This is a genomic window from Pseudomonas sp. PDM20, from assembly GCF_014852575.3.
GTDB lineage: Bacteria > Pseudomonadota > Gammaproteobacteria > Pseudomonadales > Pseudomonadaceae > Pseudomonas.
This window is the reverse complement of the sequence record NZ_CM181224.1, coordinates 4047891-4072075: the sequence shown is the minus strand read 5'-3', so window position 1 is coordinate 4072075 and position 24185 is coordinate 4047891. Positions and strand designations below refer to the sequence as shown.

The 24185-nt window shown below is 66.0% G+C and carries 24 protein-coding genes and 1 pseudogene; 13 read left to right on the top strand and 12 right to left on the bottom strand.

Translation table 11 applies throughout. From position 1 onward, the window contains the following. From IB261_RS18475 to IB261_RS18430, 10 genes are all read left to right on the top strand, one after another. Window positions 1-1065, top strand: a complete 1065-nt coding sequence (locus IB261_RS18475) for a Rieske 2Fe-2S domain-containing protein (RefSeq protein ID WP_192381457.1) — start codon at window positions 1-3, stop codon at window positions 1063-1065. After that, window positions 1058-2011 (top strand): PDR/VanB family oxidoreductase, encoded by a 954-nt coding sequence (locus IB261_RS18470; RefSeq protein ID WP_192381413.1) that lies wholly within the window; start codon window positions 1058-1060, stop codon window positions 2009-2011. Before IB261_RS18475 ends, IB261_RS18470 begins: the two co-directional genes overlap by 8 nt. A 10-nt stretch (window positions 2012-2021) precedes the next feature. Beyond that, the gene (locus tag IB261_RS18465; protein WP_081518477.1) at window positions 2022-3086 is read left to right on the top strand and encodes a Rieske 2Fe-2S domain-containing protein; all 1065 of its coding nucleotides are present in this window, start codon (window positions 2022-2024) and stop codon (window positions 3084-3086) included. Continuing rightward, a complete protein-coding gene (locus IB261_RS18460; protein WP_192381414.1) occupies window positions 3083-3856 on the top strand; it encodes an SDR family NAD(P)-dependent oxidoreductase in 774 nt (257 codons plus the stop codon). Before IB261_RS18465 ends, IB261_RS18460 begins: the two co-directional genes overlap by 4 nt. Window positions 3857-3867: 11 nt before the next feature. Beyond that, the gene (locus tag IB261_RS18455; RefSeq protein WP_081518475.1) at window positions 3868-4440 is read left to right on the top strand and encodes a cupin domain-containing protein; all 573 of its coding nucleotides are present in this window, start codon (window positions 3868-3870) and stop codon (window positions 4438-4440) included. Then, window positions 4437-5429 carry a fumarylacetoacetate hydrolase family protein gene (locus IB261_RS18450; protein ID WP_192381415.1) on the top strand — a complete coding sequence of 331 codons (993 nt, stop codon included), beginning with the start codon at window positions 4437-4439 and terminating at the stop codon, window positions 5427-5429. Before IB261_RS18455 ends, IB261_RS18450 begins: the two co-directional genes overlap by 4 nt. Next, window positions 5420-6403, top strand: coding sequence for an NAD-dependent epimerase/dehydratase family protein (locus tag IB261_RS18445; protein ID WP_081518473.1), 984 nt, complete (start codon window positions 5420-5422; stop codon window positions 6401-6403). Before IB261_RS18450 ends, IB261_RS18445 begins: the two co-directional genes overlap by 10 nt. Beyond that, complete coding sequence (locus tag IB261_RS18440) at window positions 6400-7200, top strand: cyclase family protein (RefSeq protein WP_081518472.1); 801 nt, start codon at window positions 6400-6402, stop codon at window positions 7198-7200. The genes IB261_RS18445 and IB261_RS18440 overlap by 4 nt, the downstream gene beginning before the upstream one ends. Window positions 7201-7285: 85 nt before the next feature. After that, window positions 7286-7630, top strand: coding sequence for a cupin domain-containing protein (locus IB261_RS18435; protein WP_151187590.1), 345 nt, complete (start codon window positions 7286-7288; stop codon window positions 7628-7630). A 99-nt stretch (window positions 7631-7729) separates the two neighbouring features. Beyond that, window positions 7730-8392, top strand: a complete 663-nt coding sequence (locus IB261_RS18430; RefSeq protein WP_192381416.1) for a VIT1/CCC1 transporter family protein — start codon at window positions 7730-7732, stop codon at window positions 8390-8392. Between the two features lie 85 nt (window positions 8393-8477). Here the strand turns inward: IB261_RS18430 and IB261_RS18425 are convergent, their stop codons facing one another. Continuing rightward, window positions 8478-9122: an HAD family hydrolase gene (locus tag IB261_RS18425; protein ID WP_192381417.1), complete on the bottom strand. Its 645-nt coding sequence runs from the start codon at window positions 9120-9122 to the stop codon at window positions 8478-8480. 151 nt (window positions 9123-9273) lie between these two features. Next, window positions 9274-10173: a LysR family transcriptional regulator gene (locus IB261_RS18420; protein ID WP_081518469.1), complete on the bottom strand. Its 900-nt coding sequence runs from the start codon at window positions 10171-10173 to the stop codon at window positions 9274-9276. A gap of 139 nt (window positions 10174-10312) precedes the next feature. Between IB261_RS18420 and IB261_RS18415 the strand changes: the two genes are divergently transcribed. Continuing rightward, window positions 10313-10966 (top strand): NADPH-dependent F420 reductase, encoded by a 654-nt coding sequence (locus IB261_RS18415; protein WP_192211060.1) that lies wholly within the window; start codon window positions 10313-10315, stop codon window positions 10964-10966. Window positions 10967-11045: 79 nt separating this feature from the next. Beyond that, a complete protein-coding gene (locus IB261_RS18410) occupies window positions 11046-11690 on the top strand; it encodes a DUF998 domain-containing protein (protein ID WP_192381458.1) in 645 nt (214 codons plus the stop codon). A 58-nt stretch (window positions 11691-11748) separates the two neighbouring features. Here the strand turns inward: IB261_RS18410 and IB261_RS18405 are convergent, their stop codons facing one another. The 10 genes from IB261_RS18405 to IB261_RS18360 form a co-directional block, all read right to left on the bottom strand. Beyond that, window positions 11749-14229 (bottom strand): TonB-dependent siderophore receptor, encoded by a 2481-nt coding sequence (locus IB261_RS18405; RefSeq protein WP_192381418.1) that lies wholly within the window; start codon window positions 14227-14229, stop codon window positions 11749-11751. Window positions 14230-14341: 112 nt separating this feature from the next. Beyond that, window positions 14342-15298 (bottom strand): FecR domain-containing protein, encoded by a 957-nt coding sequence (locus IB261_RS18400; RefSeq protein WP_318653036.1) that lies wholly within the window; start codon window positions 15296-15298, stop codon window positions 14342-14344. Next, window positions 15295-15804 (bottom strand): sigma-70 family RNA polymerase sigma factor, encoded by a 510-nt coding sequence (locus IB261_RS18395; protein WP_151187586.1) that lies wholly within the window; start codon window positions 15802-15804, stop codon window positions 15295-15297. The genes IB261_RS18400 and IB261_RS18395 overlap by 4 nt, the downstream gene beginning before the upstream one ends. A gap of 209 nt (window positions 15805-16013) precedes the next feature. Beyond that, window positions 16014-19217 (bottom strand): autotransporter family protein, encoded by a 3204-nt coding sequence (locus tag IB261_RS18390; protein WP_192381419.1) that lies wholly within the window; start codon window positions 19215-19217, stop codon window positions 16014-16016. 534 nt (window positions 19218-19751) lie between these two features. Then, window positions 19752-20786 carry a YVTN family beta-propeller repeat protein gene (locus IB261_RS18385; protein ID WP_192381420.1) on the bottom strand — a complete coding sequence of 345 codons (1035 nt, stop codon included), beginning with the start codon at window positions 20784-20786 and terminating at the stop codon, window positions 19752-19754. A 322-nt stretch (window positions 20787-21108) separates the two neighbouring features. Next, window positions 21109-21363, bottom strand: coding sequence for a heavy-metal-associated domain-containing protein (locus IB261_RS18380; protein WP_192381421.1), 255 nt, complete (start codon window positions 21361-21363; stop codon window positions 21109-21111). 121 nt (window positions 21364-21484) lie between these two features. After that, complete coding sequence (locus tag IB261_RS18375) at window positions 21485-21823, bottom strand: SH3-like domain-containing protein (RefSeq protein ID WP_081518461.1); 339 nt, start codon at window positions 21821-21823, stop codon at window positions 21485-21487. Further along, window positions 21820-22485, bottom strand: a complete 666-nt coding sequence (gene nthA, locus IB261_RS18370; protein WP_192381422.1) for a nitrile hydratase subunit alpha — start codon at window positions 22483-22485, stop codon at window positions 21820-21822. The genes IB261_RS18375 and nthA overlap by 4 nt, the downstream gene beginning before the upstream one ends. After that, window positions 22482-22835, bottom strand: a complete 354-nt coding sequence (locus IB261_RS18365) for an SH3-like domain-containing protein (protein ID WP_081518459.1) — start codon at window positions 22833-22835, stop codon at window positions 22482-22484. The genes nthA and IB261_RS18365 overlap by 4 nt, the downstream gene beginning before the upstream one ends. Window positions 22836-22925: 90 nt before the next feature. After that, the gene (locus tag IB261_RS18360) at window positions 22926-23324 is read right to left on the bottom strand and encodes a DUF302 domain-containing protein (protein WP_192381423.1); all 399 of its coding nucleotides are present in this window, start codon (window positions 23322-23324) and stop codon (window positions 22926-22928) included. Between the two features lie 110 nt (window positions 23325-23434). On the opposite strand from IB261_RS18360, the pseudogene IB261_RS18355 reads away from it, so the two are divergent. Continuing rightward, window positions 23435-24130, top strand: a pseudogene (locus tag IB261_RS18355) (acyl-CoA dehydrogenase family protein); the annotation flags it as partial. Window positions 24131-24185 lie beyond the last annotated feature (55 nt).

Sequence of the window (24185 nt, the reverse complement as noted above, 5' to 3'; positions counted from 1 at the left end):
GTGAGCTACTTGCGCAACACCTGGTACGCCGCTGCCTGGGACACCGAGGTCGAGGCCGGGCAACTGTTCCCGCGCACCCTGCTGGACGAACCCGTGCTGCTCTACCGCGACAGCCAGGGCATAGCCCGGGCCATCGGCAACCGCTGCCCGCATCGCTTCGCACCGCTGCACATGGGCTGCCTGAAGGGCGACGAGGTGCAGTGCGCCTACCACGGCCTGCGTTTCGACAGCAGCGGCGCCTGCACCCACAACCCCCACGGCGATGGCGCCATCCCGCGGGCGGCGAAGGTCAGGGCCTATCCCCTGGTGGAGCGCCACAGCCTGCTGTGGATCTGGATGGGCGAGCCGGCGCTGGCCGACCCGCAGCGCATCCCCGACTTCAGCTGCATGGACGCCGGGCACTGGTTCGTCGGCAAGGGCTACCTGCATGCCAAAGCCAACTACGTGCTGGAAACCGACAACATCATGGACCTCAGCCACGTCGAGTTCCTGCACCCCGCGACCCTCGGCGGCGAAGGCGTGAAGAGCGCAATCACCAGCGTCGAGCAGGAGGGCGACAGCGTCTGGTCGAACCGCCAGACCGTGGCCGAGATCATGCCGGACTTCCTCTACCAGGCGATGAACATCCCCCAAGGCACCCCGGTGGACCGCTGGATCGATGTGCGCTGGGACGCCCCCGCCAACATGCTGCTGTACGCCGGCGCGGTGCCCACCGGGCGGCCGCGCAGCGAAGGGGTGAACAACCCGATCCCGCACCTGTTCACGCCGGAAACCGGCAAGACCACCCACTACTGGTTCGCCATGTGCTTCCCCAAAGCCATGGGCCCGATGGGCGAGCAACTGGCCCGCGAACAGGTCGAGGCGATTCGCCGGCCATTCGCCACCGAGGACCTGCCGATGCTCGAAGCGCAGCAGGAGATGATGGGCGACGCCGAGTTCTGGTCGCTCAAGCCGGTGCTGCTGGTCGGCGATGCTGGTGCGATCCGTGCCCGACGCGTGCTCGACCGGCTGATCGCCGAAGAGCGCACGGCTGCCGAAGTGGCGAAGGAGGCCGGCCATGCTTGAGGTCCTCGTCAGCCGCCGCCAGCACGAGGCGCAGGACATCCTCGGCTTCGAGCTGCGCTCGCTGGATGGCGCCAGCCTGCCGCCGTTCAGCGCCGGTTCGCATATCGACGTACACCTGCCCAACGGGCTGGTGCGCCAGTACTCGCTGTGCAACGACCCACGCGAGCACGACCGCTACCAGATCGGCGTGCTCCTCGACCCAGCTTCGCGCGGTGGTTCGCGCTGCCTGCACGAGGCGGTGGAAGAGGGCACGCGGCTGCGCATCAGCGAGCCGCGCAACCTCTTCCCGCTGGCCCACGCAGCCGGCCGCAGCCTGCTGTTCGCCGGCGGCATCGGCATCACGCCGATCCTCTGCATGGCCGAACGACTCGCGCAGAGCGGCGCCGCTTTCGAGCTGCACTACTGCTGTCGCTCGGCCGACCGCGCGGCCTTCCTCGAACGCCTGAGCCGGTCGAGCTTCGCCGACCAGGTACAACTGCATTTTGACGACGGCCTCGCCGAACAGCGCCTGGATGCCGCGAGCCTGCTGGCAGCGCCGGCGAACGACACGCACCTCTACGTCTGCGGGCCCGGCGGCTTCATGGCCCATGTGCTGGACAGTGCGCGCCAGGCCGGCTGGGACGAGTCGCGCCTGCACCGCGAGTACTTCGCGGCGGCGCCCGAGCCCGAGGCCGCCAGCGGCAGCTTCGAGGTGCAACTGGCGAGCAGTGGAGAGTGCTTCCGGATTCCGCCAGAGCGCAGCGTCGCCGACGTGCTGCTGGAGGCCGGCGTGGACATCCCGCTGTCCTGCGAACAGGGCATCTGCGGCACCTGCGTGACCCGCGTGCTGGCCGGCGAGCCGGAGCACCGCGACCTGTTCATGACCGCTGCCGAACACGCCCGCAACGACCAGTTCACGCCCTGCTGCTCGCGCTCGAAGAGCCCGCGCCTGGTACTCGATCTCTGAGGAGCCACTGATGATTCCCAGCCCCATCGCCACCTTCGACCCCGCTGCGCCCACCGGCCAGCCTGATTTCCCGCAGGACCGCTGGTACGTCGCCGGCTTCGCCTGGGAGCTCGGCGACAAGCCACTGGCGCGCACGCTGCTAGGGCAGCCGCTGGTGCTGTTCCGCACCGCTGAAGGCAGCGTCGCCGCACTGGAAGACCGTTGCTGCCACCGCGCCTTGCCGCTGTCACTCGGTACCCTCGAGCAGGACGGCCTGCGCTGCGGCTACCACGGCCTGCTGTTCGGCGCCGATGGCCGCTGCCTGGAGATTCCCGGCCAGGCCAAGGTGCCCGGCAAGGCGCTGGTGAAGGCCTTCGTCCTGCGCGAGCGGGACCAGATCCTCTGGCTCTGGCATGGCAGCGGCGCCCCCGACCGGGAGCCACCGGCCTACCCGCACCACGACAGCGGCCAGTACCGCTTCGGCGGTGACGTCTACCACTATGCGGCGCCGTGGCAGCTCATCCACGACAACCTGCTCGACCTCAGCCACCTGGGCTACGTGCACCTGCGCACCATCGGCGGCAATGCGCGCATCCACATGAACGCGCAGATGCAGGTCAGCGGCGATGAGCAGTCGGTACGGGTGGTGCGCCACATGCTCGACTCCGAGCCGCCGCCCACCTACCGCGACGCCTATCCGTTCAAGGGGCGCATCGACCGCTGGCAGGAGATCGAATTCCAGCCCTCGCACCTGTGTATCTGGACCGGCGCGGTGGACGCCGGCAGCGAGCCCATCGATACGCCCGAGCGGGGTGGCTTCCACCTGCGCGGCTTCCATGGCGTGACCCCGGAGACGAAAGAGACCTGTCACTACTTCTGGACCCAGGCGACCAATCCCCAGGCCGACCCGGAAGAGAACCTGAGCCGGGTGCTGGAGCAGACCCGCCTGACCTTCGACGAGGACAAGCAGGTGATCGAGGCGCAGTACGCCAACCTGCTGCGCTTCGGCGAGCGGCCGATGGTCGATATCCATGTCGATGCCGGCGCCAACCGTGCCCGGCGAATCATTGCCAGCCTGCTGGCGGGCCAGGCATGAGCGCGCTGTTTTCCCTCGCCGGCAAGACTGCTCTGGTCACCGGCGCCACCCGCGGCATCGGCCTGGCCATCGCCCGTGAGTACGGCCTTGCTGGCGCGCGTCTGGTGATCAGCAGTGAGAGTGCCGAGGACTGTGCGCGAGCGTTGGCGTCGCTGGCGGAGGAGGGCATCGACGTGATCGCCGTACCCGCCGACCTGCGTGACGCTCACGCCGTGCAGGCCCTGGCGCAGCAAGCTCTGGAACATCTCGGCCGGCTCGATGCGCTGGTCTGCAATGCCGGCGTCGCGCCGCACCTGGGGCCGCTCGGCACGGCCAGCGATGCCGACTGGGAGCTGACCTTCAGCGTCAACCTGCGCAGCGCGCTGTGGCTGACCAGCGCCTTGCTCCCGGCCATGGCCGAAGGTGGCGGCGGCAGCGTGGTGCTGATGGCCAGCATCGCCGGCGTGCGCGGCAACAAGAGCCTGGGCCTGTACGGGTTGTCCAAGGCCGGGCTGGCGCAGCTGGCGCGCAACCTGGCGGTGGAGTGGGGGCCGGCGAACGTCCGCGTCAACGCCATCAGCCCCGGCGTGATCCACACCGAATTCGCCCGTCCGCTCACCGACAACCCCGACGTCCTGCAGCGCCGCCTGGCGCTCACGCCGCTGCGCCGGGTCGGCCGGCCCGAGGAAGTGGCGGCCCTGGCATTGCTGCTGGCCGCCCCCGGTGGCGCCTTCATCAGCGGACAGAATCTCATCGTCGACGGTGGCACGACCATCGGTGACGGCAATTGAAAGGAGACAGCATGCAACAGCTTCCCACCTTCAAACGCGTGGTCACCGGCCACGATGCCCAGGGCCAGGCGGTGGTCGCCAGCTGCGGCCCGACGCCGAACAACTTCCCGCTCAAGGCGGTGCCCGGCACGCTGTTCTACGAGGTGTGGAACAGCCTCGGCAGTCCCGCGCCGCTGGACAACGGCGACGACCCCACCGCGCAGCCGCTGCAACTCAGCCCCGGCCCGCTGGGCAGCGTCATCCGCGTGGTGGATATCCCGCCGGACAGCGTGCAGAACCAGGTCAGCGCCGAAGACGCCGCCGCGGTCTTCGCCGAAATCGGCGAATCCCATGCCGGCACCGGCAAGGCCGACTCGAAGCACAAGCTGATGCACCGCACCCAGACCCTGGACTACGGCATCGTCACCGAGGGCGAGGTCTGGCTGGTGCTGGACGACGGCGAGGTGCAGCTCAAGCGCGGTGACATCGTGGTGCAGCGCGGCACCAATCACGCGTGGAGCAACCGCACCGAAGCAATGGCGCGGATGGTCTTCATTCTTCTCGATGGTCGTTACGCGGCCGAGTTGAAGGAGCTGCTGCCATGAAGCTTGCTACCCTCGATGACGGCAGCCGCGATGGCCGCCTGCTGGTAGCCTCCCGCGACCTGACGCGGGCGGTGGATGCCAGCGGCATCGCCGCCACCCTGCAGGCCGCGCTGGACAACTGGGAGCTGCTGGAGTCCGACCTGCAGAGGCTGTACCAGCGGCTCAACGCCAATGCCGTCGCCGGCGCCTTCGATCTCGACCCGGCGCAACTCGCCGCGCCGCTGCCACGCGCCTGGCAATGGCTGGACGGCTCCTGCTTCCTCAGCCACGGCGAGCTGATGCAGAAGGCCTTCAACCTGGAGCCCATCGAAGGCGTCGAGCGCATTCCGCTGATCTACCAGGGTGCTGGCGACGACTTCCTCGGTCCCCGCGCGGATATCCCGCTGCCCAGCGAAGCCCACGGCATCGACTTCGAAGGCGAGTTCGCCGTGCTGCTCGACGCGGTGCCCATGGGCTGCCCGGCGGAGCAGGCACTCAACCATGTGCGCCTGGTGCTGCAGCTCAACGACGTCAGCCTTCGCGCGCTGGCGCCTCGCGAGATGAAGACCGGCTTCGGCTTCCTCCAGGCCAAGCCGGCATCCAGCTTCGCCCCGGTGGCGGTGACCCCGGACGAGCTGGGCCATGCCTGGCGCGACGGTCGCGTGCACCTGCCGTTGAAGGTGGAATGGAACGGCGAATGGTTCGGCCATCCCCATGGCGGCGCCATGCACTTCGGCTTCCATGAGCTGATCGCCCATGCCTCCCTGACGCGGCGCCTGAGCGCCGGCACGCTGATCGGCTCGGGCACCGTGTCCAACGCCGATCGCTCGGTGGGCTCGGCCTGCATCGCCGAGCGCCGCGCCATCGAGACCATCGCCCACGGGGCACCGCGCACGGCCTTCATGCACTTCGGCGACCGCGTGCGCATGGAAGCGTGCGGCAGCGAAGGCGAGGTGCTCTTCGGCGCCATCGACCAGTGCGTGGTGCAAGGGGGCTGGCCATGCGCGTGATGGTCAGCGGGGCCAATGGCTTCGTCGGCCGCCTGCTGGTGCGTCGCCTGCTGGAAGTGGGCGAGCTGCGCGGCAGGCGGATCGGAGCCTTGCTGTTGCTGGACCAGAAACTCGACGGCCTGCCTGACGATTCGCGCCTGCGCCGGCATTACGGCAGCGTCACCGATCCGGCCCTGCTGCGCCGTGTGCTGGCCGATGGTGTCGACGTGGTGTTCCACCTGGTGAGCGTGCCCGGCGGTGCCGCCGAAGCGCAGTACGAACTGGGTTACCAGGTCAATCTGCAGGCCAGCCTGGAGCTGCTGCACCAGCTGCGCAATCCCGCGCGGCCGCCGGTGCTGGTGTATGCCAGCAGCGTGGCAGTCTACGGCGGCGAGCTGCCGGCGCGGATGGACGAGGCACAGCCGGCGGCGCCGCAGCTGTCCTACGCGGCGCACAAGCGCATGGTGGAAATTGCCCTGCAGGACCTGTCCCGGCGCGGCGAAGTGGACGGGCGCGCCCTGCGCCTGCCCGGCATAGTCGCCCGGCCGCGCGAGCCCAACGGGCTGCGCTCGGCCTTCATGAGCGACCTGCTGCACGCCTGTGCGGCGGGGGACAGCTACACCTGCCCGGTGTCGCCGCAGGCCAGCGCCTGGTGGATGTCGGCCCGCTGCTGCGTGGACAACCTGCTGCACGCCGCCGAACTCAGGGAGCCCGGCAGCCAGCGGGTGTGGCAACTGCCAGTGCTGCAGCTGTCCATCGCCCAGGTGCTTGCCGGGCTTGCCGCCTGTTTTGGCGAGGCCAACTGCGAGCGCATCGCCTTCGAACCCGATCCGCAACTGGAGGCGCTGTTCGGCGCCTATCCGCCACTGCGCACGCCGCAGGCCCGTGAGCTGGGCTTCTGCCACGACGGCACGGTGGCCGGCCTGCTGCGCAACGCCCTCGACCTCCCGCCGCGTCGCAGCCGCGCCGCCGCCCGCAAAGGAATCTCCGCATGAGCCTGAATCAACGCCGTCTGCTGGACCTGTCCGTGACCCTGGACAACAACCCCTATACCGACCCGCCGCCCCTGCTGCCGAAGATCGACTACATGGACCACCAGCAGGGCTGGCCGGAAATGGCCGCGATGTTCCCCGGCCTGCGCAAGGAAGACCTGCCCGGCGATGAGTCCTGGGCGGCGGAGCGCCTGCAGATCACCACCCACAGTGGCACCCACATGGACGCGCCGTGGCACTACGCTTCCACCACCGACGGTGGCAAACCGGCCTTCGGCATCGACGAGCTGCCGCTGGAGTGGTGCCTGCAGCCGGGGGTGAAGCTGGACTTCCGTCACTTCCCGGACGGCCATGTGGTGACTGCCGCCGAGGTCGAGGCCGAACTGGCGCGCATCGGCCATGCGCTGCAGCCGCTGGACATCGTGCTGGTGAACACCCGCGCCGGCAGCCTGTTCGGCCAGCCGGGCTACCTCGAAGCCGGCGTCGGCATGGGCCGCGAGGCAACGCTTTACCTGCTGGAGCGCGGCGTGCGGGTGGTGGGCACCGATGCCTGGAGCTGGGACGCGCCCTTCAAGTACACCCGCGAACGCTTCGCCGCCTCGGGTGACGCGTCGATCATCTGGGAAGGCCACAAGGCCGGGCGCGACATCGGCTACGGGCAGATGGAGAAGCTCGCCAACCTCGAGCAACTGCCTGACCACGGCTTCCTGGTCAGTTGCTTCCCCTACAAGATCCGCCACGCCTCCGCCGGTTTCGTGCGCGCCGTGGCGATCCTGGAGCCCCTGCCAGCCGTGGGCTGAACGACCCTTTGTCGCCTCGCTTAGAGCGGCGCCATGCAACGTCTTTACTGGCACAGAGAACCTGTCGTCCAGCGAGGCGTGCGCGATGAACAGCCAAGAGGTGGCCCCCGAGACCCGGGGCGTGACGGTGGAGCTGTTGTCCTCGGTCGACCTCGGCCCGGAGATCGAGGGCATGGCCGGCCGGCAATTGCGGATGCGCCGGGTGACCATCGCGCCCGGCGGCGTCTTCGGGCCGGTGCATGACCACGTGGACCGCCCCGGCACGGTGTTCATCCTGCAGGGCACCATCACCGACCATCGCGACGGTATCGCCACCGACTACGGACCGGGCGTCGGCTGGCCCGAGGACCACAACACCACGCACTGGCTGGAGAACCGCGGCAGCGTCACCGCCGTGGAAATTTCGGTCGATATCGTCCGGCTGGGCTAGCCCCGGCCGGACGCGTTGCTTCGATCACCACTTGCAAGCGCTCAGTCAATGGCATGAACGAGGGACGACGAGCCGTGCTCGCCGATCAGGAGGGAGGCGATGGACAAAGCCGAGAAGGGCACCTGGCAGCGGGTGCTGGAACCGATCGACCGCATCACCGAAGTGATTTTCGGCCTGCTGATGGCCATGACCTTCATCGGCTCGCTGAGCGTGGCGACCTCGGGGCGGGAGGAGGTGCGCACCATGCTGATCGCCGCGCTGGGCTGCAACCTCGCCTGGGGCCTGGCCGATGCCGTGATCTTCCTGATGCGCACCTGGACCGAGCGTACTCGCAGCCGCACGCTGCTGGAGCGCCTGCAGGGCGGCACCGAACCGCGGACCGGGCAGAGCCTCATCGCCGCCGAACTGCCACCGCGCATCGCCGCGGCGGCGGGTGCGGAAGGGCTGGAAGTGCTGCGCCTGCGGATGCTGGGCAGCGCCGGCACGCCCATCGAGGCGCGGATCGGCTGGGCAGACATCAAGGGCGCGCTGGCAACGTTCCTGCTGGTGGTGCTGGCGACCTTCCCGTTGGTCATCCCCTTCCTGCTGATCGACCAGACCGGCCCGGCCATCCGCGCTTCCAATGCGGTGGCGCTGGTGATGCTGTTCATCTCCGGCTGGATGCTCGCCCGCTATTCCGGCGGTTCGCCCTGGGCGGGCGGGATTGCATTGGCGGTAGTGGGTACGGCGCTGCTGTTCGCCATCATTGCGCTGGGTGGTTGAGCCCGGTCCAGGTTGAACCCCGGTCGGGTGAAGCGCCCAGCAGCCGCTTGTACCTGCGTCCTGCGTGAGCGCTGGTGGCTCACTGCTACGAGGGGGCGATCGGAAGGCCGAAGGCTTTCAGGTCGTTGCGCAATTGCCGTGCGCTGGCGAACTGGATGGCCTGCAGGCCCAGGGCCTGCGCCGCCTCCACATTCTTGCGGACGTCATCGATGAACAACGTGCGGGACGGCGCAAGACCATAGCGCCGGATCAGCAGCTGGAAGATCTCCGGTTCGGGTTTCATCCAACCTTCCTGGCCGGAGACCAGTACCGCTTCGAACTTGCCGAGGAACTCGAAACGTTCTTCGGCCACCGGAAAGGTCTCCGCCGACCAGTTGGTCAGCGCCAGTAAGCGTACGCCGCTCTGGTGGAGTTCATCGAGGACCTGCACGGTGTCTTCCAGGGCACCGCCGAGCATCTCGTCCCAGCGCTCGCGGTACGCCCGGATATGCGGCTCGTGCGCAGGGTGCAGCGCGATGGCCTCGGCGATCGCTTCGGCCCAGGGCCGCCCGCGGTCCTGGCGTTCGTTCCAGGCCTGGTTGCAGACCTGGGCGAGGAAAGCCTCCATCGCCACTTCGTCGCCGTCGAAGACTTTCCGGTAGAGGTAACGCGGATTCCAATCGACCAGCACGCCGCCAAGATCGAAAACCACTGTGTCCACGCTGGTGCTGTCGTCCTGCACTGGCTGCATCTCCCGAGCTGCTGCTCATTCGCGAATGGTAGGTCTGTCCCTGACCTTATCGAACGCAGTGCTCGCGTCAACCATTGCCTGACCGCTCCCGCGGCGATGCAGCCTGACCGTCAGCTCCGCCGTTATCCTTGCGACGGCGCGAGCGTCCGCTTCAGGCCGGCCTGGCTCCCAGTTCGGCGACTACCTGGTCGACGAAACGGCGCAGCTTCGGCGGCATGCGGCGGTCGCTGGCGTAGAGCAGATGGACCTGCCGCGCCGGTGCCTGAAGGTCGGGGAACAGCTGCACCAGGCGGCCCTGCCGGAGGTCCTCGGCGAGCATCATCTCGGCGCCGAGGATGATGCCCAGGCCATCGCACGCGGCGGCGCGCTGCGCGCGGGCGTCGTTGACCTGAAGGCGGCTGCTCTGGGCCAGCAGTTGCAGGCTTTCACCCCCCAGCATCTGCCACCCCCCGGATACCGATGCAGGCCAGGCGGTAAGCCCCAGGCAGTGGTGCCCTTCGAGATCGTCGGGCGTCTGCGGAGTGCCATGCTCGGCGAGGTAGGCTGGCGCCGCGCAGGCAATCAGCCGATAGGCCGCCAATGGCCGCGCGACCAGGCTGGAGTCGTCCAGCGGTCCTATGCGGATCACCGCTTCGAAGCTCTCGTCGATCAGGTCTACCAGGCGGTCACTGAGCGACAACTCGATCTTCACGTCCGGGTGCTGGCGCAGGTAGCGGCCCAGCAGCGGCATCAGGCAGTAGGTGCCATAGGTGACCGGAGCGCTGATCCGCAATCGTCCCCGGGGGACCGCGAGATGATCCAGGGCCAGGGCATCCGCGGCCTCTGCTTCGGCCAGTACGCGTTTGCAGCTTTCATAGTAGTGCTGGCCGATCTCGGTCAGGCTCTGCCGGCGGGTGGTGCGGTTGAGCAGCTTGACGCCCAGGCGCTCCTCCAGCGCGCTGACATGCTTGCCGGCCATCTGCGAGGACATGCCCAGCGCCGCCCCGGCGGAGGAGAACGAGCCGCTGTCGGCGGCCCTGACGAACACCGCCATGCTTTGCAGTCGATCCATGATTCGCTACCTGTGGTTTCGACACTTCCAAATGAAGGCCGATATTTCAGCTGTCTGATTTCAAATAGCATCCTGACTTCCGGTCTGGCTGGCAAGCGCGGGCCGGTTCCCACTGCACTGCAAGCAAAGGAGTCAGGCGATGCGTATCGGAATCATCGGGGCGGGGTTCATTGGCCGCGCCATGGCGGCACTTGCCGGGAAGAACGGTTGCGAGGTCATGCTCAGCAATTCACGCGGGCCGCACACGCTGGCCAGCACCGCGGCTTCCCTGGGCTGCGAGGTTGGCACCGTGGAGCAGGCGGCGAGCTTCGGCGAGCTGGTGCTGCTGGCGATTCCCTTCTGCCGCTACCCTGAATTGCCGGTGGAAGCCTTCGTCGGGAAGGTCGTGCTGGATGCCGGCAATTACTACCCGCAGCGCGACGGCCAACTCGCCGCGCTGGATGCTCGGCAAACCACCACCAGCGAAATGCTGGCGCAGCATCTGGTTGGCGCCACGGTGGTCAAGGCGTTCAACGCCATCCTCGAGCGTGATCTGGTCGCCGATGCCCGCCCGGCCGGTGCCGCCGATCGTCGGGCTCTACCCATGGCCGGTGACGACCTGCAGGCCAAGCAGGCGGTCAGCGAGTTGCATGAGCGCCTGGGCTACGACGTGGTCGATGCCGGCGCCCTGGGTGAAGGACGGCGGTTCGAGCGCGCCCGCCCGGCTTACTGCAGACGCCTGGACAGCGCCGGCCTGCGCGCCGCACTGGCCGATGAGGGCCCGGACCAGGTTGAAGGCAGCTGGCGTGATTGAACAAGGCATGCGCCGCCGGCAGGCGGTTGCATCGCAAGAGGCGGGATCGATCGCCAACATGACAAGGGAGTGCCATCGCGTGACAAACATTGACCGGAACCTTTTGCGCCTGGGGCTGCTGATTCCATGCTGGCTTTTCGTGGGGGTGGCGCTGACCTCGCTGGGCTACCCCGGCTTCAGCCACCTCGACCAGGCGATGAGTCAGCTGGGTGCAGCAGGTGCGCCGACGCAGGGCTACTCCGCGTGGGTGAACAACTTCCCGCTGGGGGTGCTGTTCGTGCTTTTCGCCGTGGGTGTCGGGCGCAGGTTCGCCGGCTCCCGCCTGGCGTTGCTCGGTGCCGCATTGATAGCACTGCACGGCCTGGCCAGTTTCGCGACCGGCTATTTCTCCTGCGACCAGGGCTGCGCGCCGGCGCAGCCTTCGACGTCCCAGCAGATCCACAACCTGGCGGGACTGGTGATGTTCCTCTCGCTGACGCTGGCCAGCGCGTTGTGGGCGTTCCTGGGCAAGCGACTGTTGTCGTCATCGGGGTTCGGTGGGTTCTCGGGGCTCTGCGTGGTGCTGGCTGTCGCGACGGTGGTGATGATGGCGAGGGCCTTCGCCGACGGGCATGGGTTCGGGCTGTATCAGCGGCTCAATTACGCCGTTTCCGTGATCTGGGTCGCCGGCCTGGCGTGGGTTGCTCTTTGCGATGAGTCACGAGCGCTGGTGAGCGAGACATGAGGGGAGGGGCAGTCCCCCTGACGTGCATCGTCAGGGGGACTGCCGCTGCGACATCCGCTCAGAAGTCCGCCTTCAGGGTGACGGTGTAGTTGCGCGGGTCACCATACTGGTTGCTCGCGTTCAGCCAGCCGATGGAGGAGTAGTACTTCTTGTCGAAGAGGTTGTTGCCGTTCAGGGCGACGCTGAGGTTCCTGTTGATCTGGTAGCCGAGGCGGGCGTTCCAGATGGCGTAGCCGGACTGCTTGATATCGCCGACGCCACCGGTGCCGCCGAAGTTGGTGTTGTAGTTTTCGCTCTGGATGCTGGCGCCCGCGCCGGCGGTCCACTGGTTCAGTTCACCCGGCAGCTTGTAGTCGGCCCAGAAGCGCAGCAGGTGGCGCGGCGTGTAGCTGTTGAAGGTGGAGCCGGAGGACGAGGTGCCGTCACCCGGATCGTTGAGGAACTTGGTCGAGGTGTAGGTGTAGCCGGCGAACAGCTGCAGGTCGCGCAGCACTTCGCCGCTGATCTCTGCGTCGAAGCCCTCGGCGCGAACCTTGCCGCCGGCCACGTAGCAGTTGTCTTCGCCGTTCTGCCCGCACTCCGAGGCGTAGTCGTACTGCGCACGGTTCTCCTGGTCCACGCGGAAGATCGCGAAGCTGGTGTTCACCCGCCCGTCCATCAGCTCGCCTTTCAGGCCCAGCTCGTAGTTGGAGCCTTCGATGGGCTTGAGCGGAGCGCTGTCCTGGGTCAGCTCGGTCTGCGGCTTGAAGATGTCGGTGTAGCTGGCGTAGACCGACCACTGGTTGTTCAGCTCGTAGATCAGGCCGCCGTAGGGAGTGAACTCGCCGGTTTCCTTCGAATGCGCCGGGGCGGGGGAGGAGGTGGTGAAACGGGTAAGTTCGTAGTCGTACTGGTAGTTGCTGGTGCGCCCGCCCAGGACCAGGGTCAGCGGCTCGGCCAGCTTGTAGCGAACCACGCCGTAGAGGCCGTTCTGGCGGATGTGACCTTTGGAGGTGCCGGCGTAGGTAGTGCTGAGCATCTCTTCCTCGGTCGGCTCGCGCGGGGAGACCGGGTCGTAGATATTGATCGGCCCCAGGTTGAGCAAACCGCCCTGCAGGTCGTCGGTCTTCAGATCGCTGGCGTTGGCGCCGACCACCACCTGGTGCTCCAGGTCGAAGGCACGCCACTTGCCGGCGAGGTTGATGTCGGCGCCCTTGTTGATGTTCTCGAAGTCATAGAGATAGGCGCGCGACTGCATGCCGTCGCCGGTGGCCGGGTCTACCGCGCCACGGCCGAAGCTGTAGAGGATGTCGTTGGTTTCGCGGATGTAGCTGCCCGAGGCATTCAGGCGCCAGTCATCGTTGAAGTCATGGGTGACATCGGCGAAGTAGGTGGTCTGCTTGTTGTTCCATTTGTTCCAGTCCGCACCGGTAAAGGTGGAACGCCCCGCGTGCACCGCGCTGCCGTCCTTGTTGCGCGGCAGGCCGCCGAAGGACGGTGTCGAGTGCAGGTCTTCCACGCTGGCCCCGGCGGCCACTCGGGTATCGTCGGTCAGGTCGTACTCGAGAATGCCGTAGAGCACGTTCTTGCGGCTGTCCGCGGTGTCGTAGAAGTAGTCGCGATCCTCATGGCCTGCTACTACCCGACCGCGCAGCCTGCCGTCGGCGGTGAGCGGGGCGCTGCCATCGATTGTCTGCCGGTAGGTGTACCAGGAGCCGGCGCTGGCGGTGAGCGAGAGCGACGGCTCGGCCTTCGGGCGCTTGCGCACGAGGTTGATCGCCGCGCCGGGGTTGCCGCTGCCCTGCAGCAGGCCGTTGGCGCCACGCAGGACTTCCACGCGGTCGTAGAGCAGCGTGTCGGAGGTGAAGCTGCTGCCGATGGCGTAGTAGCGGCGGTCGAGGGGGACGCCGTCGTACTGGATGGTTTCCACCTCGAAGCCGCGCGAGTAGATGTACTTGCCGCCGGACGGGCTCTGGTAGGTGGTGATGCCGGTGGTTTTCTCCAGCACCTGGTCCAGGGTGTCGAGGCGCTGGTCGTCCATCGCCTTGCGGGTGATGACGGTGACCGACTGCGGGATGTCCTTCAGGCGCTGGGTGGATTTGCCGATGGTGGCTTCGTTGGAGGTGTAGGAACCGGAGTCTTCCGTTGTCGGCCCCAGGCCCTGGCCGGTGATGATCGTGTCGCTCATCGCCAGCGCCGCCGGAACTTCCTCCAGCACATAGCTGCCGCCCTGGTCCACCGCCCGCAGCCCGGTGCCGGAGAGGAGGGCGGCGAACCCGGCCTCCCGCGAATAGCTGCCGTGCAGGCCGGCCGACTGCAGGTGCGCGGTCTTGCTGGCATCGAATGAGAGCGCGACCCCGGCTTCGCTGGCGAAGCGGCTGAGCACCTCGGTCAGCGACCCGGCGGCGATGTCGTACTGCCGGATGCTCTGCACTGCGCTGGATGCTGCGGACTCTGAGGACTCTGCGCCCTGAGCGACGGGTACGCCGACGACGGCAACGCTGAAGAGGGCAGCCTGCACGTGAATGGCAAGCCGGTGGCGAACGAACGGATACAGCATGGTCTCTCCCCGGTGGTGGTGACCAAGTGGGTCACTGATGCCGGAGTAGCCGAACCAGGGACGAAGAAAGTGCACGCTGATTGGAAAAATCTTTTTGCGCCTCCAGGCCGGCTCAGCCGCGCGGAACCACGGTTACCCAATACCCCGTGCGATACACCGCCGTGACAGGGAAGCTGCGCTCCAGGGCCCTGAGCGCGAGGTCGGTGTCATCCACCGGGAAGGCGCCGGAAATGCGCAGACCACTGATGCGCGGGTCGCACCTCAACCAGCCGTGGCGGTAGCGTCCCAGTTCCTCCAGCAACTCGCCCAGCGGGCGGTCGATGGCAATCAGGCTGCCTTGCGCCCAGGCACCCACCGAGGCGTCGTTGGCCTGCACAGGCTGGATGACGCCGGAGACGATCCGCGTGTGCTGGCCGGCTTCCAGGCGCAACGGCTTGTCCTGGCCGGGCACCGAGACTTCGACGGCTTTCTCCAGCACTGCCACCTCGGTTCCGTTGCCCCAGTTGCCCACGCTGAAACGAGTACCCAGCGCGCGCACGGTGGCGTCGTTGCTGCGTACGCGGAAGGGCCTGTCGAGTGCATCGGTTGCGGTGCTGATCAGCACCTCGCCGGCGCGCAGGACGATCAGGCGCTGGTTCGCATCGAACAGCACATCCACAGCGCTGTCAGTGCCCAGTTGCATCCGGCTGCCGTCCGCCAGGGTGAAGTGGCGACGTTCGCCGACCGCGGTCCGGTAGCCGGCGGTGTAGCGTTGGCGTACGTCACTGCGCCAACCCAGGGTGGCCAGGCCGCCCAGCGAGGCGAGCACGACGAAGCTGCGCAGCACCTGGCGCCGGGACTGCCCGGCCGAGGCCAGCGTGGCAGCCGCCAGGCGACCCGGCACGCGGGCCATCTGCAGGTTCACCGATTCGATGCGTTGCCAGGCGCGCTGGTTGATCGGGTCGGCCGCCAGCCAGCGTTGCCAGGCCCGCTGATCGCCGTCTCCCGGCGTCGCGTTGGCCAGGCGTGCGTACCAGCGGGCCGCTTCGCTGATGGCTTCCCGTTCATTGGGTTGCAGGGAGTCGTTCACAGGACTCCCGCCATGGCCAGGCAGCAGTGCTCCATGGCCTTGGCCATGTACTTGTTCACCGTGCGCAGGGAGATACCCAGTCGCTCGGCGATCTGGTTGTAGGTCAGCCCTTCGAGCTGGGAAAGGATGAAGGCCTGCCGGACCTTCGGCCCCAGGCCATCGAGCATCCGGTCGATTTCCTGCAGCGCCTCGAGCAGCAGCGCCTGTTCCTCGAGGGACGGCTGTACCGCTTCGGGCAGCAGCGCCAGCGCCTCCAGATAGGCGCGCTCCAGCGAACGGCGGCGGTACAGGTCGATGACCAGGCCCCGGGCGATGGTCTGCAGGTAGTGCCGGGGCTCGCGGATCGCCTCGGCGCTCCGGGCCATCAGCACGCGAACGAAGGTGTCCTGCGCCAGGTCGGCGGCATCGGCGGCATCGTTGAGACGCTTGCGCAGCCAGCCACGCAGCCAGCCATGATGGTCGCGGTAAAGCATCCCTACCGCCTGCAGCGACGAATCCCCCTGCATTGCAATCCCCTAAGAACAATTTGCAAACGACAATCGTTATCAAATATACGGGATGTGGGATTGCTTGAAAACTGCAGGTTGGCGATGGTCCGCTTCTGCCCGATGGCTGGCCGGTGCGGAGGGCAGCTTCCGGCCAGGAGCGGACACCGAACAAGCTGAGTGGAGAGCCTTAGCCGTCAAACCTGCGCCTGACGGCCCGCTCAACGTCTCTAGAACAGATACTTGAATCCGACCGCCGCATCGTAGCCATGACTGTCACCATCGAAGGCCTCGCGGTAGCCGGCGGAGACGGTGAAGGTCACCTTCTCGCTGGCCTGATGGTCGACCCCCAGGTTGATCTCGCCCCAGGTGCCATCGATGTCCGCCTCGAACGGGATGTAGCCTGACTGCGACGAGAATTCGGTCTTCGGCTGGCCCTTGAATTCATGCCAGACGCTGGGACGAATCCACCCTTGAGTGCGACGGCGAGTCTTGTCGCTGCCCTCTGTCTCCCAGTCTTTAGCTAGACGCACGCCCAGTCGGCCGATCAACGATTCCACATCGCGGAAGCGCACGTCGGCCCCCACGTCGTCGCTGTCGTCGAGGTCGACGTAGCTGTAGATCACCTGCGCCTGGGACTCGACCCACAGGTTCTTGCTCGCCTCGTAGGGGTAGCCACCTTCCAGCGACCCGGTATAGCCCCAGCCCTTGGTCTTCAGCTTGGCCAGCTCGTTGGGGCGCGCCTCGATGTCGTATCGGCTGACCTGCAGAACACCGTCCAGGTACCAGCCTTCGCGGCCGAAGTGCGTCCAGTAGCCGCCCAGACTGTACGCCCGCAGCGTGTCATCGCCGGCATTGCTTCCGGTGTAGTGGCTGACGCCGGCGTCCATACTGCCGATGCCCAGCGAGAAACCGGCCTGATCGCGACTGCCGTCGGCCCGCTCTTTCCGGTACAGGTCGGCGCCGACCTGGAAGGCAGTCAGGTCGTAGTTGTACTCCGGGGTCTTGCCGACGGCGTCCTTGCGGTCACCGTCCTGCTTGCCGCTGCGATAGATGACGCGCCCCCAGCCCAGGGAGGGGCCCCAGGTGCTTTCATCCTGGGCCGGTGGCTGTTGCCAGCCTGTCGGTCGCTCCTCGCCCACGCGCTCGTGGAGGGTGTCGACCAGGGTTCGGTTATAGACCAGCGCCAGTGCGGGGAGCGCGCCGTAGAGCGACACCTCGGGACGGAAATTCGGTTGCGGCGATGGCTCTGGGGTGGGATCCGGGGCAGGATCGGGGCCGGGATCCGGATCTGGACCAGGGTCTGGGTCTGGATCGGGGCCCGGATCTGGATCTGGATCTGGATCCGGGTCGGGATCAGGCGCGATGGCGGTGGAGCGCAGGTACCAGGCCTCATCGTTGCTGCCGTCGATGCGCGAGCGGCGCAGCGTGTACTCGTAGGGGCCAGCGACAACGCGGCCAGCCAGGCGAAAGGCATCGAGGGAAGTCGTAGCGCCATTCAGGGTATCCACCACCAGGATACCGTTGCCGGTGGTCAGCGCGCCTTGTCCCACTACGCCGCCGGCATCCCGTGCGTTGCGGATCAGCACGGCGGTATTGCCAGTCGGCAGGGCGGTGGCACTACCGCCATCGATCACCAGTTTGTCTGAAGGCGAATCATCGCCGCCCAGGACTGTGTTGAGCGCAATCGTGCCGTCGCCACTGTAGGTATTGACGGTCAGCGTCTTGAACACACCTCCCACCGGAGCGGAAAAGTCGATCAGGCTGGGATCGTTGACCAGGTTCGTCACATTGGAGTCGCCCGTCATGAGCCACAGGCTGTCAGCCGCCATGGTCAGATTCGAAGTACTGCCTGCCTGGGTGAGAATGCGCCCCTCTATCCGCGTACCGCTCGCGTTGATGTCCGCCGTTGCAGCGGAATCCGCGCCGATATTGATGGCAGCATTGCCGCCCGACACGGACGAGTTGCTCAGATCGATCGTGGCAGGCCCGGTAGTAAGGTGAATACCGTCGGCCAGCGCGGAAGAGATCTCCGTGTCCGTCAGCTCGAAGACCTTCGCTGCTGTCCCCGTGGTGCCGGTCAGATGCAGGCCCTGGGCATTGGCGCCAGTTGTCCGCAACTGCGCGCCCGTGGCACTGAAACCCGTGGCGTTGGGCGAGACGCGTACCGCGTCGGCGGCTTCGCCTTGTGTGGTGACGACTGTGCGGGTCGAGCCATCACGCCCCAGGTTGACCGTCCCCCATCCCTCCACATGCACACCGTGTGAAGCCTGGCCCACGGTCTGCACCTGGGTTCCATCGATGTCCATGATCGAGCCCGACTGGTTGCGTACCGCCACGGACCGATCAGCCTGCGTCCGGATGACACCTCCGGTAACGGTCGCCGGTGCCGAGCCATTGATGAAGATGCCGAAGGTCCCGGGGTCTACGACGGTGATCTCGGTATTCCCCAAGGATAATTGGCCCGCGCCAGTGGCGTAAACGCCATAGCTGTGATCGGACTGTATGTTCATACCGTCCGCTGCAAAGACGCCATTGCTGTTTACATAGACGCCAACGGCTCCCATGCCCTGCGCGTGCACGGAGGTGCCCGAGCCGGAGAATTTTCCACTTGATTGAATGAGAACGGCGTGAGCCTCGGAGCCTTGCGTCGTGATAGATCCGTCCGTGGCCTGGACCTCACTGCTACTTTCGAAAACCTGCACGCCATATGCCCTGAAACCCTGGGTCGAGATGGCGGTATTACGCAAGTCGGCTTTGGCACCTCGCCAGACTTGGGCTCCTATAGAGGTGTCCCGCAGCGTTGTCAGGGTGGAGTCCCGCAAGACCGTCGTGGCCATCGCTCCGTAGGTGCGCAGCGCATCGGAGCCGACGTAGTCCGTGGTGACGTAGACTTCGGCTCCGTCGAACTGCGAGGGCACAGCCGTGCTGATAACGTTATAAATTCCCCGCACGCTGCCGCCGGTTGCATAGACATAGGTTCCGCCGGGATTCACAACGATGCTGCCGCCATTGAGGTACAACCCGTCAATCGCATTCCCACTGACGTTGATATGGATCGGCGTGCCGTCCCCGAGATGGGGGTCAAAAATTGCGGTACCGCCGAGAACCCGCACACCGCTCCCGCCCAACTGGGGTGGGAAAGGAGGGAGGGGGCTTATAACTGTGCCGCCGACGAAAGTCTTTTCTTCGCCGGCGAGAACCTGGAATGGCGTTGTGTAAGTGTCTTCGGGAATCAACACCGCGCTCGCCGGTGAAGCATCGAGACATGCCAATATGGCCAGCGTTACGGAGGTCGGGCGGATCAGCTCGGAGATACCGGGCCGGTGCCTGCTGGGGGCTGTCTCGCCTCGGCGCAGACACGGAAGGGACAGCGGGACGTGCTGGCTGGGTAGGTCTTCCTTTACTGCGCTTGCCAGGCCTGGGGGTTTCATAAGCGCTCCATGCTGGGTCCAACGGCCAAAGGGCGGCGGAATGGAACGCAGAATCCAAGCAGCTCGGTATGAAAGCGCGACCATCCCTGTCAATGCGATTGACCGTAGTACGTATAGGGCCTTTGGGCAAACAACCCACGTGACCCGGCAGGACACTGCACAACCGTAAATCTCTTTCGGCGGGATCAGCTGCGTGACGAACATTCCGTCTAGGTAGGCGGCCGATTGTCTTCACTGACAGCGATTGGCCGTCCGGTTTGAGTCGGTTGCTGTCACCAGCAGAAAGCAAGGCCCTTAGAAGATCTGAACGCGCTCCGGGTGATTCTGAGCCCCGGTTTCCCACAATTTTCGAGTGCTTCCTGAGTTGGTTGTTGTTTGTCGTCAGGCTGAAATGCCGTAATGGCAAGGCCTGCAGGCGATTGATACACCAACCTGGGCCTTGAATCCCCAACCGCCCCTCATCACTGCAAGAAACAAAGCGCCCGATGTGGTGCATCGGGCGCTGGCCAGTGGCATAGGCAGATCGGCGTTGCGTTACGGCGTCATGTTGATGCCATTGGGGTTCTTCGACACCGGCACAGTCTTGACCACCTTGCCTTCCTTGATGTCCACCTTCGATACGGAGTCGGCGAAGGAGTTGGTGACGTAGGCATAACGTCCTTCACGGTCGATCACCACACCATGGGCACCAGCTCCGGTTTCCACGGTACTGGCGACCTTGAAGCTTTCCAGGTCGACCACGCTGACCGAGTTGCCGGGCTTTTCATGTGAGCCCTGATTGGCGACCACCAGGGTGCGCGAGTCCGGGGTGACGAACAGCTGAATGGGCATGTTGCCGACGCTCACCTTGTGCGCCACCTTGCGTGTGGCGGTGTCGATCACGGCGACTGCGTTTTCACCGGCCAGGGAAACGGCAACCAGGCGACCGTCCGGGGTGAAGCCGACCTGTGCGGGCATCTTGCCGACAGGGATCTGCGCCACTTCTTTGCGGCTGGCGGTGTCGACGACCGATACGGTGCCGCCCTTCATGTCTGCGATATAGATCTCCTTGCCATCCGGACTGATGCGCAAGCCATGGGGGAACTTGCCGACCGGGATGGTCGCCAGCGGGCTGCGGGTCGCGGCATCGATCACGCTGATGGTGTTGTCGGCGCTGTTGCTGACGTAAGCCAGGCTGCCGTCGGGGGACACCACCACATGCGCGGGGTGCTTGCCCACTGGCACTTCGGCGACCACCGCCTCGGTGCCGGCATCGATGACCCAGACTGCACCGGGCTTGTCATGGTGCCCACCCTCGCTCTCCTGCTTCGCTCCGTCAGCGGCCATCTTGCCGGGCTCTCCCATGTTGGTCACCCAGACGAACTTGCCGTCGGGCGATACCTGCACGTTGTGCGGCTTTATGCCGACATGGATGCTGGACAGGGGTTTCAGGGAAGCGGCGTCGAGCACGTCGACCACCGCCGCGCCCTCGTTGGCGGTATAGACCTTGTCGGCGGCAAAGGCGCTGCCTGCAAAGGCCAGCAGGCCGATCTGCACGGCGGCCAGAAGCTTGTTCTTGATGCTTTGCATGTCGATCTCCTCGTTGAAAAAGCGTACTCGTCCGCGCCAGGCTCTCGAGCGAGCCAGCGTGGTCATCTGTCATGGGGCATCACCTGGCGGGCTCAGCCCGTCTGCTCATCCCAGCGCCATGGCGCGGCGATAGTCGTCGCGCAGCAGGGAGCTGCCGGCGATGAGCGAAAGTGATGGTTGGTCGCGGCATCCGGCCCCCGTGCGGGGGCAGGGGCTGTGTATGGGGTCTGTGCGCGTTCATCCGAACGCTTTCTGTGTGGCTTATCCATGTCCACCTTCCGGGGAAGTCGGGCGCCGACGGCGAGTCGACGCCTTGTTGCAGTTACCGGCAGCAGCAGCCGCGCTTTTCCTTGGCTTCACCGGCGTTGGCGGTCACCGTCCCCACTGCTGCCGGGCTGTACCCGGCGGCGCGCACGGCGTCGAGAAACTGCACCGGGTCCTCGTCGGACTCGATCTGCAGCCGACGCGCCGACAGGTCGACCTTCACAGCGGCACTGGCGTCCACTGCCGCAATGACCTTGCGCAGAGTGGCTTCGCAGTGGCCGCAGGTCATGTCTTTGACTTCAATGCTGATCATCTCTCGCGACTCCTGTTGCTTGGTGGATGGAGCCACTTTCAACCTTGACATCATGTCAAGGTCAATGCGCATCAAATGCCTTTCAACCTGCCGGACGAACGGTCGTGAAAACCGCGGGACCTTAGCCCGCCTCCGTGGCGGCATGGCGCCGCTGTATTTCGTCCATCTTTCTCGCCAATTCCTCGGGAGTGAGAATCTGCTTCTCGAAGCAGAGGTTGGCGAACGCCACGATCCACCGCTCGTAGTAGCTCAGCGCCGAGATCATCTGCGCACCCAGTGCTTCGACGCCGCGGCGTTTTTCCTCGGTATTGATGATCTTGTGGAAGTCGAGGACATCCGCCAGGGCATGGCAGCGCTTTTCCCAGGGCTCCAGCACATGTTCGGTCCGGTCGATCGGGCCGGCCTCGTCGCCGCCGATATCGTTGGGAAGGCGGCGGACCAGTTGTTCACTCTGAGTCATGGGGCGCTCCTTGCGTCCGGGGCGGTGGCGGGAATGACACCGATCATCGAGTCACGGGTCACCAGAGCGGCCAGTTGTTCCTCGTTGTAACCGTCGGTTCCCTCGGGGCGTTTCGGCACCACCAGGAAGCGCACCATCGCCGTGGAGTCGCTGACACGGATCTCCACATCATCGGGGATCTGTGTGCCGAACTCGGCCAGCACCGCACGCGGCTCGCTGACCGCACGCGCCCGGTAAGGCTTGAGCTTGTACCAGTCCGGCGGAAGCCCCAGGAGCGGTCTCGGGTAGCAGGAACAGAGCGTGCAGACGATAAGGTTGTGGACCTTCTCGGTGTTCTCCAGGGCTATCAGCTGCGTATCGTCATAGAAGCTGATGCCCAGCTCTTCACAGGCCGAACGACCGTTGGCAAGCAGGCGCGCCTTGAATGCCGGGTCGGTCCATGCCCGAGCAACGACTCTGGACCCCAGTGCGGGCGTCCGCGAATCCAGCACTTCGATCTGCCGGCGAATCTCGTCGGCGCCTATGAGCCCCTTGGCCACCAGCAATTCGCGGACGGCCGTCTCCATGATCTCGTAGTAACCCGGCCCGCCGGACTCTGCAATTTCGTCGTGGGTATGGTCATGGTCATGGTCATGATCGTGCTCGTGTCCCTTTTCGCTCATTGATCGACTCTCTCCAGCCAGGTTTCGAAGACCTCGATCCTCAGCCCATCCTGGGCCGAGCCCGCGTACTGCGGCCAGATCTCGGTCATGGGGAATGCCATACGGTAGTAGTGACGCTTTGCACCCGCGTTACGGCCAAAGCCTTCCTGCTCGTTGTCTACAGCAGACGGTTCGACAACGGCCTCGACCGTGCCCACCTTGCCGCGGATATAGATCGGTACTCGGTAATGCCCCACCGGCGAGCGAGTGGCGACGCGTACCCGCTCGCCCGGACGGAAAGCAGGCTGCTCTGCCAGAGCGAAGACGACATCGGGGGCGGGAGCAGAAACGTCCCACGGGCGAACAGTCATGGAATTGTCTCCTCGTTTGCAGCCATCGCGAACCTGTCGCAGGTACTCAGGCCGGACAAGAACTGCGCTGTCGGAACAGACCGGTCTGCGTCAGTCCAAGCCAGCCACGCCGCGCAACAGCGGCCCCACCACAGCCAGCGGTGCTGCGATTTCCGGCGGCAAACCGTACTCCGTAGCAAGGACGCTGGCGGCATCCTGGTAATCGATATGCGCCGCACCCTGCTCGTCTTCCCAGACCACCGCGCGCAGTGGCAACTCCACCGCCGCATGGGCGTTGGCCTGCATGGCCGGAGTGCCGCCTTTGGGATTGCCGAACAGAATCAGTTGCGTCGGGCGCAGCGAGGTCCCGGCCTGCAGAGCAGCCGCTCTTTGATCGATATCCGCAAACACGGTCACCCCGTGCGAGTCCAGTGCCTCGTGGAGGCGCGCCAGCGTGGTGGTAAAATCGAAGCGACTGGTGAGTGTCTGTGTACGGGATGGATGCGCCATCTATAGGTCTCTGTGGTCACGGTTGGAAGGAGCCACGAAGACGATAGACCGTATCTGAAAGACTGCTCTATTAACCTTTGTCGGTATATGTCCGCCCACCCTGGAGAGGGCTGGGCGGACGCAAGCGAGTGGTCTTCGGCGGACAGAGCGCCGGGCTGATCCTGGTATCGGCACGCACCGCGGGTGAGCCGCTGGACGAGGCGGGGATCAGCCTGTTCCTGGTCGACCCCGAAAGCCCCGGCGTGTGCTGCCGGGACTATCCCACGCTGGACGAGCGCATGGCCTGCGAGCTGTACCTGGACCAGGTGGTCGTGCCCACCGCCGCCCTGCTGGGCGCGGAAGGCGGCGCGCTGGCCGCGCTGCGCTACCAGCAGGGACGGGCGATCGCCGCGCAGTGCGCCGAGGCAGTCGGCAGCATGGAGGCGGCCTGTGTGCTGACCCTCGACTACCTGAAGACGCGACAGCAGTTCGGCAACGTCATCGGCAAGTTCCAAGCCCTGCAGCACCGCATGGTCGACCTGCGTATCGAACTGGACCAGGCCAGCTCCATGGCGCTGCTCGCCGCGTGCCTGGCCGATGAACCCGGTAGCATCGAGCGCAGCCGTGCCCTGGCAGCGGCCAAGTACATCGTCAGCCGCGCAGCCCGCATGATCGCCGACGAGAGTGTGCAGCTCCACGGCGGCATCGGCCTGGCCTGGGAATACCAGCTCTCGCACCATGCCAAGCACCTGCTGATGGTGGCCCGCCAGCTGGGTGACGATGACCACCATCTGCAGGTCTTCAGTGACCTGATGTCGCCTGCCTGATCTGCGCGGAACTCGTCGACCGGGCCGCCGAGCACCCGGTGCTGCGGCCTCTCCG

Bases quoted from the DNA above. Each gene is read 5' to 3' on its own strand.
- IB261_RS18455 (WP_081518475.1), top strand. From the start codon at position 3,868: ATGCAACAGCTTCCCACCTTCAAACGCGTGGTCACCGGCCACGATGCC.
- IB261_RS18425 (WP_192381417.1), bottom strand. From the start codon at position 9,122: ATGCAGCCAGTGCAGGACGACAGCACCAGCGTGGACACAGTGGTTTTC.
- IB261_RS18440 (WP_081518472.1), top strand. From the start codon at position 6,400: ATGAGCCTGAATCAACGCCGTCTGCTGGACCTGTCCGTGACCCTGGAC.
- IB261_RS18385 (WP_192381420.1), bottom strand. From the start codon at position 20,786: ATGCAAAGCATCAAGAACAAGCTTCTGGCCGCCGTGCAGATCGGCCTG.
- IB261_RS18415 (WP_192211060.1), top strand. From the start codon at position 10,313: ATGCGTATCGGAATCATCGGGGCGGGGTTCATTGGCCGCGCCATGGCG.
- IB261_RS18380 (WP_192381421.1), bottom strand. From the start codon at position 21,363: ATGATCAGCATTGAAGTCAAAGACATGACCTGCGGCCACTGCGAAGCC.
- IB261_RS18450 (WP_192381415.1), top strand. From the start codon at position 4,437: ATGAAGCTTGCTACCCTCGATGACGGCAGCCGCGATGGCCGCCTGCTG.
- IB261_RS18430 (WP_192381416.1), top strand. From the start codon at position 7,730: ATGGACAAAGCCGAGAAGGGCACCTGGCAGCGGGTGCTGGAACCGATC.
- IB261_RS18465 (WP_081518477.1), top strand. From the start codon at position 2,022: ATGATTCCCAGCCCCATCGCCACCTTCGACCCCGCTGCGCCCACCGGC.
- IB261_RS18460 (WP_192381414.1), top strand. From the start codon at position 3,083: ATGAGCGCGCTGTTTTCCCTCGCCGGCAAGACTGCTCTGGTCACCGGC.
- IB261_RS18395 (WP_151187586.1), bottom strand. From the start codon at position 15,804: ATGCAGGGGGATTCGTCGCTGCAGGCGGTAGGGATGCTTTACCGCGAC.
- IB261_RS18360 (WP_192381423.1), bottom strand. From the start codon at position 23,324: ATGGCGCATCCATCCCGTACACAGACACTCACCAGTCGCTTCGATTTT.
- IB261_RS18405 (WP_192381418.1), bottom strand. From the start codon at position 14,229: ATGCTGTATCCGTTCGTTCGCCACCGGCTTGCCATTCACGTGCAGGCT.
- IB261_RS18435 (WP_151187590.1), top strand. From the start codon at position 7,286: ATGAACAGCCAAGAGGTGGCCCCCGAGACCCGGGGCGTGACGGTGGAG.
- nthA (WP_192381422.1), bottom strand. From the start codon at position 22,485: ATGAGCGAAAAGGGACACGAGCACGATCATGACCATGACCATGACCAT.
- IB261_RS18420 (WP_081518469.1), bottom strand. From the start codon at position 10,173: ATGGATCGACTGCAAAGCATGGCGGTGTTCGTCAGGGCCGCCGACAGC.
- IB261_RS18365 (WP_081518459.1), bottom strand. From the start codon at position 22,835: ATGACTGTTCGCCCGTGGGACGTTTCTGCTCCCGCCCCCGATGTCGTC.
- IB261_RS18445 (WP_081518473.1), top strand. From the start codon at position 5,420: ATGCGCGTGATGGTCAGCGGGGCCAATGGCTTCGTCGGCCGCCTGCTG.
- IB261_RS18390 (WP_192381419.1), bottom strand. From the start codon at position 19,217: ATGAAACCCCCAGGCCTGGCAAGCGCAGTAAAGGAAGACCTACCCAGC.
- IB261_RS18375 (WP_081518461.1), bottom strand. From the start codon at position 21,823: ATGACTCAGAGTGAACAACTGGTCCGCCGCCTTCCCAACGATATCGGC.
- IB261_RS18470 (WP_192381413.1), top strand. From the start codon at position 1,058: ATGCTTGAGGTCCTCGTCAGCCGCCGCCAGCACGAGGCGCAGGACATC.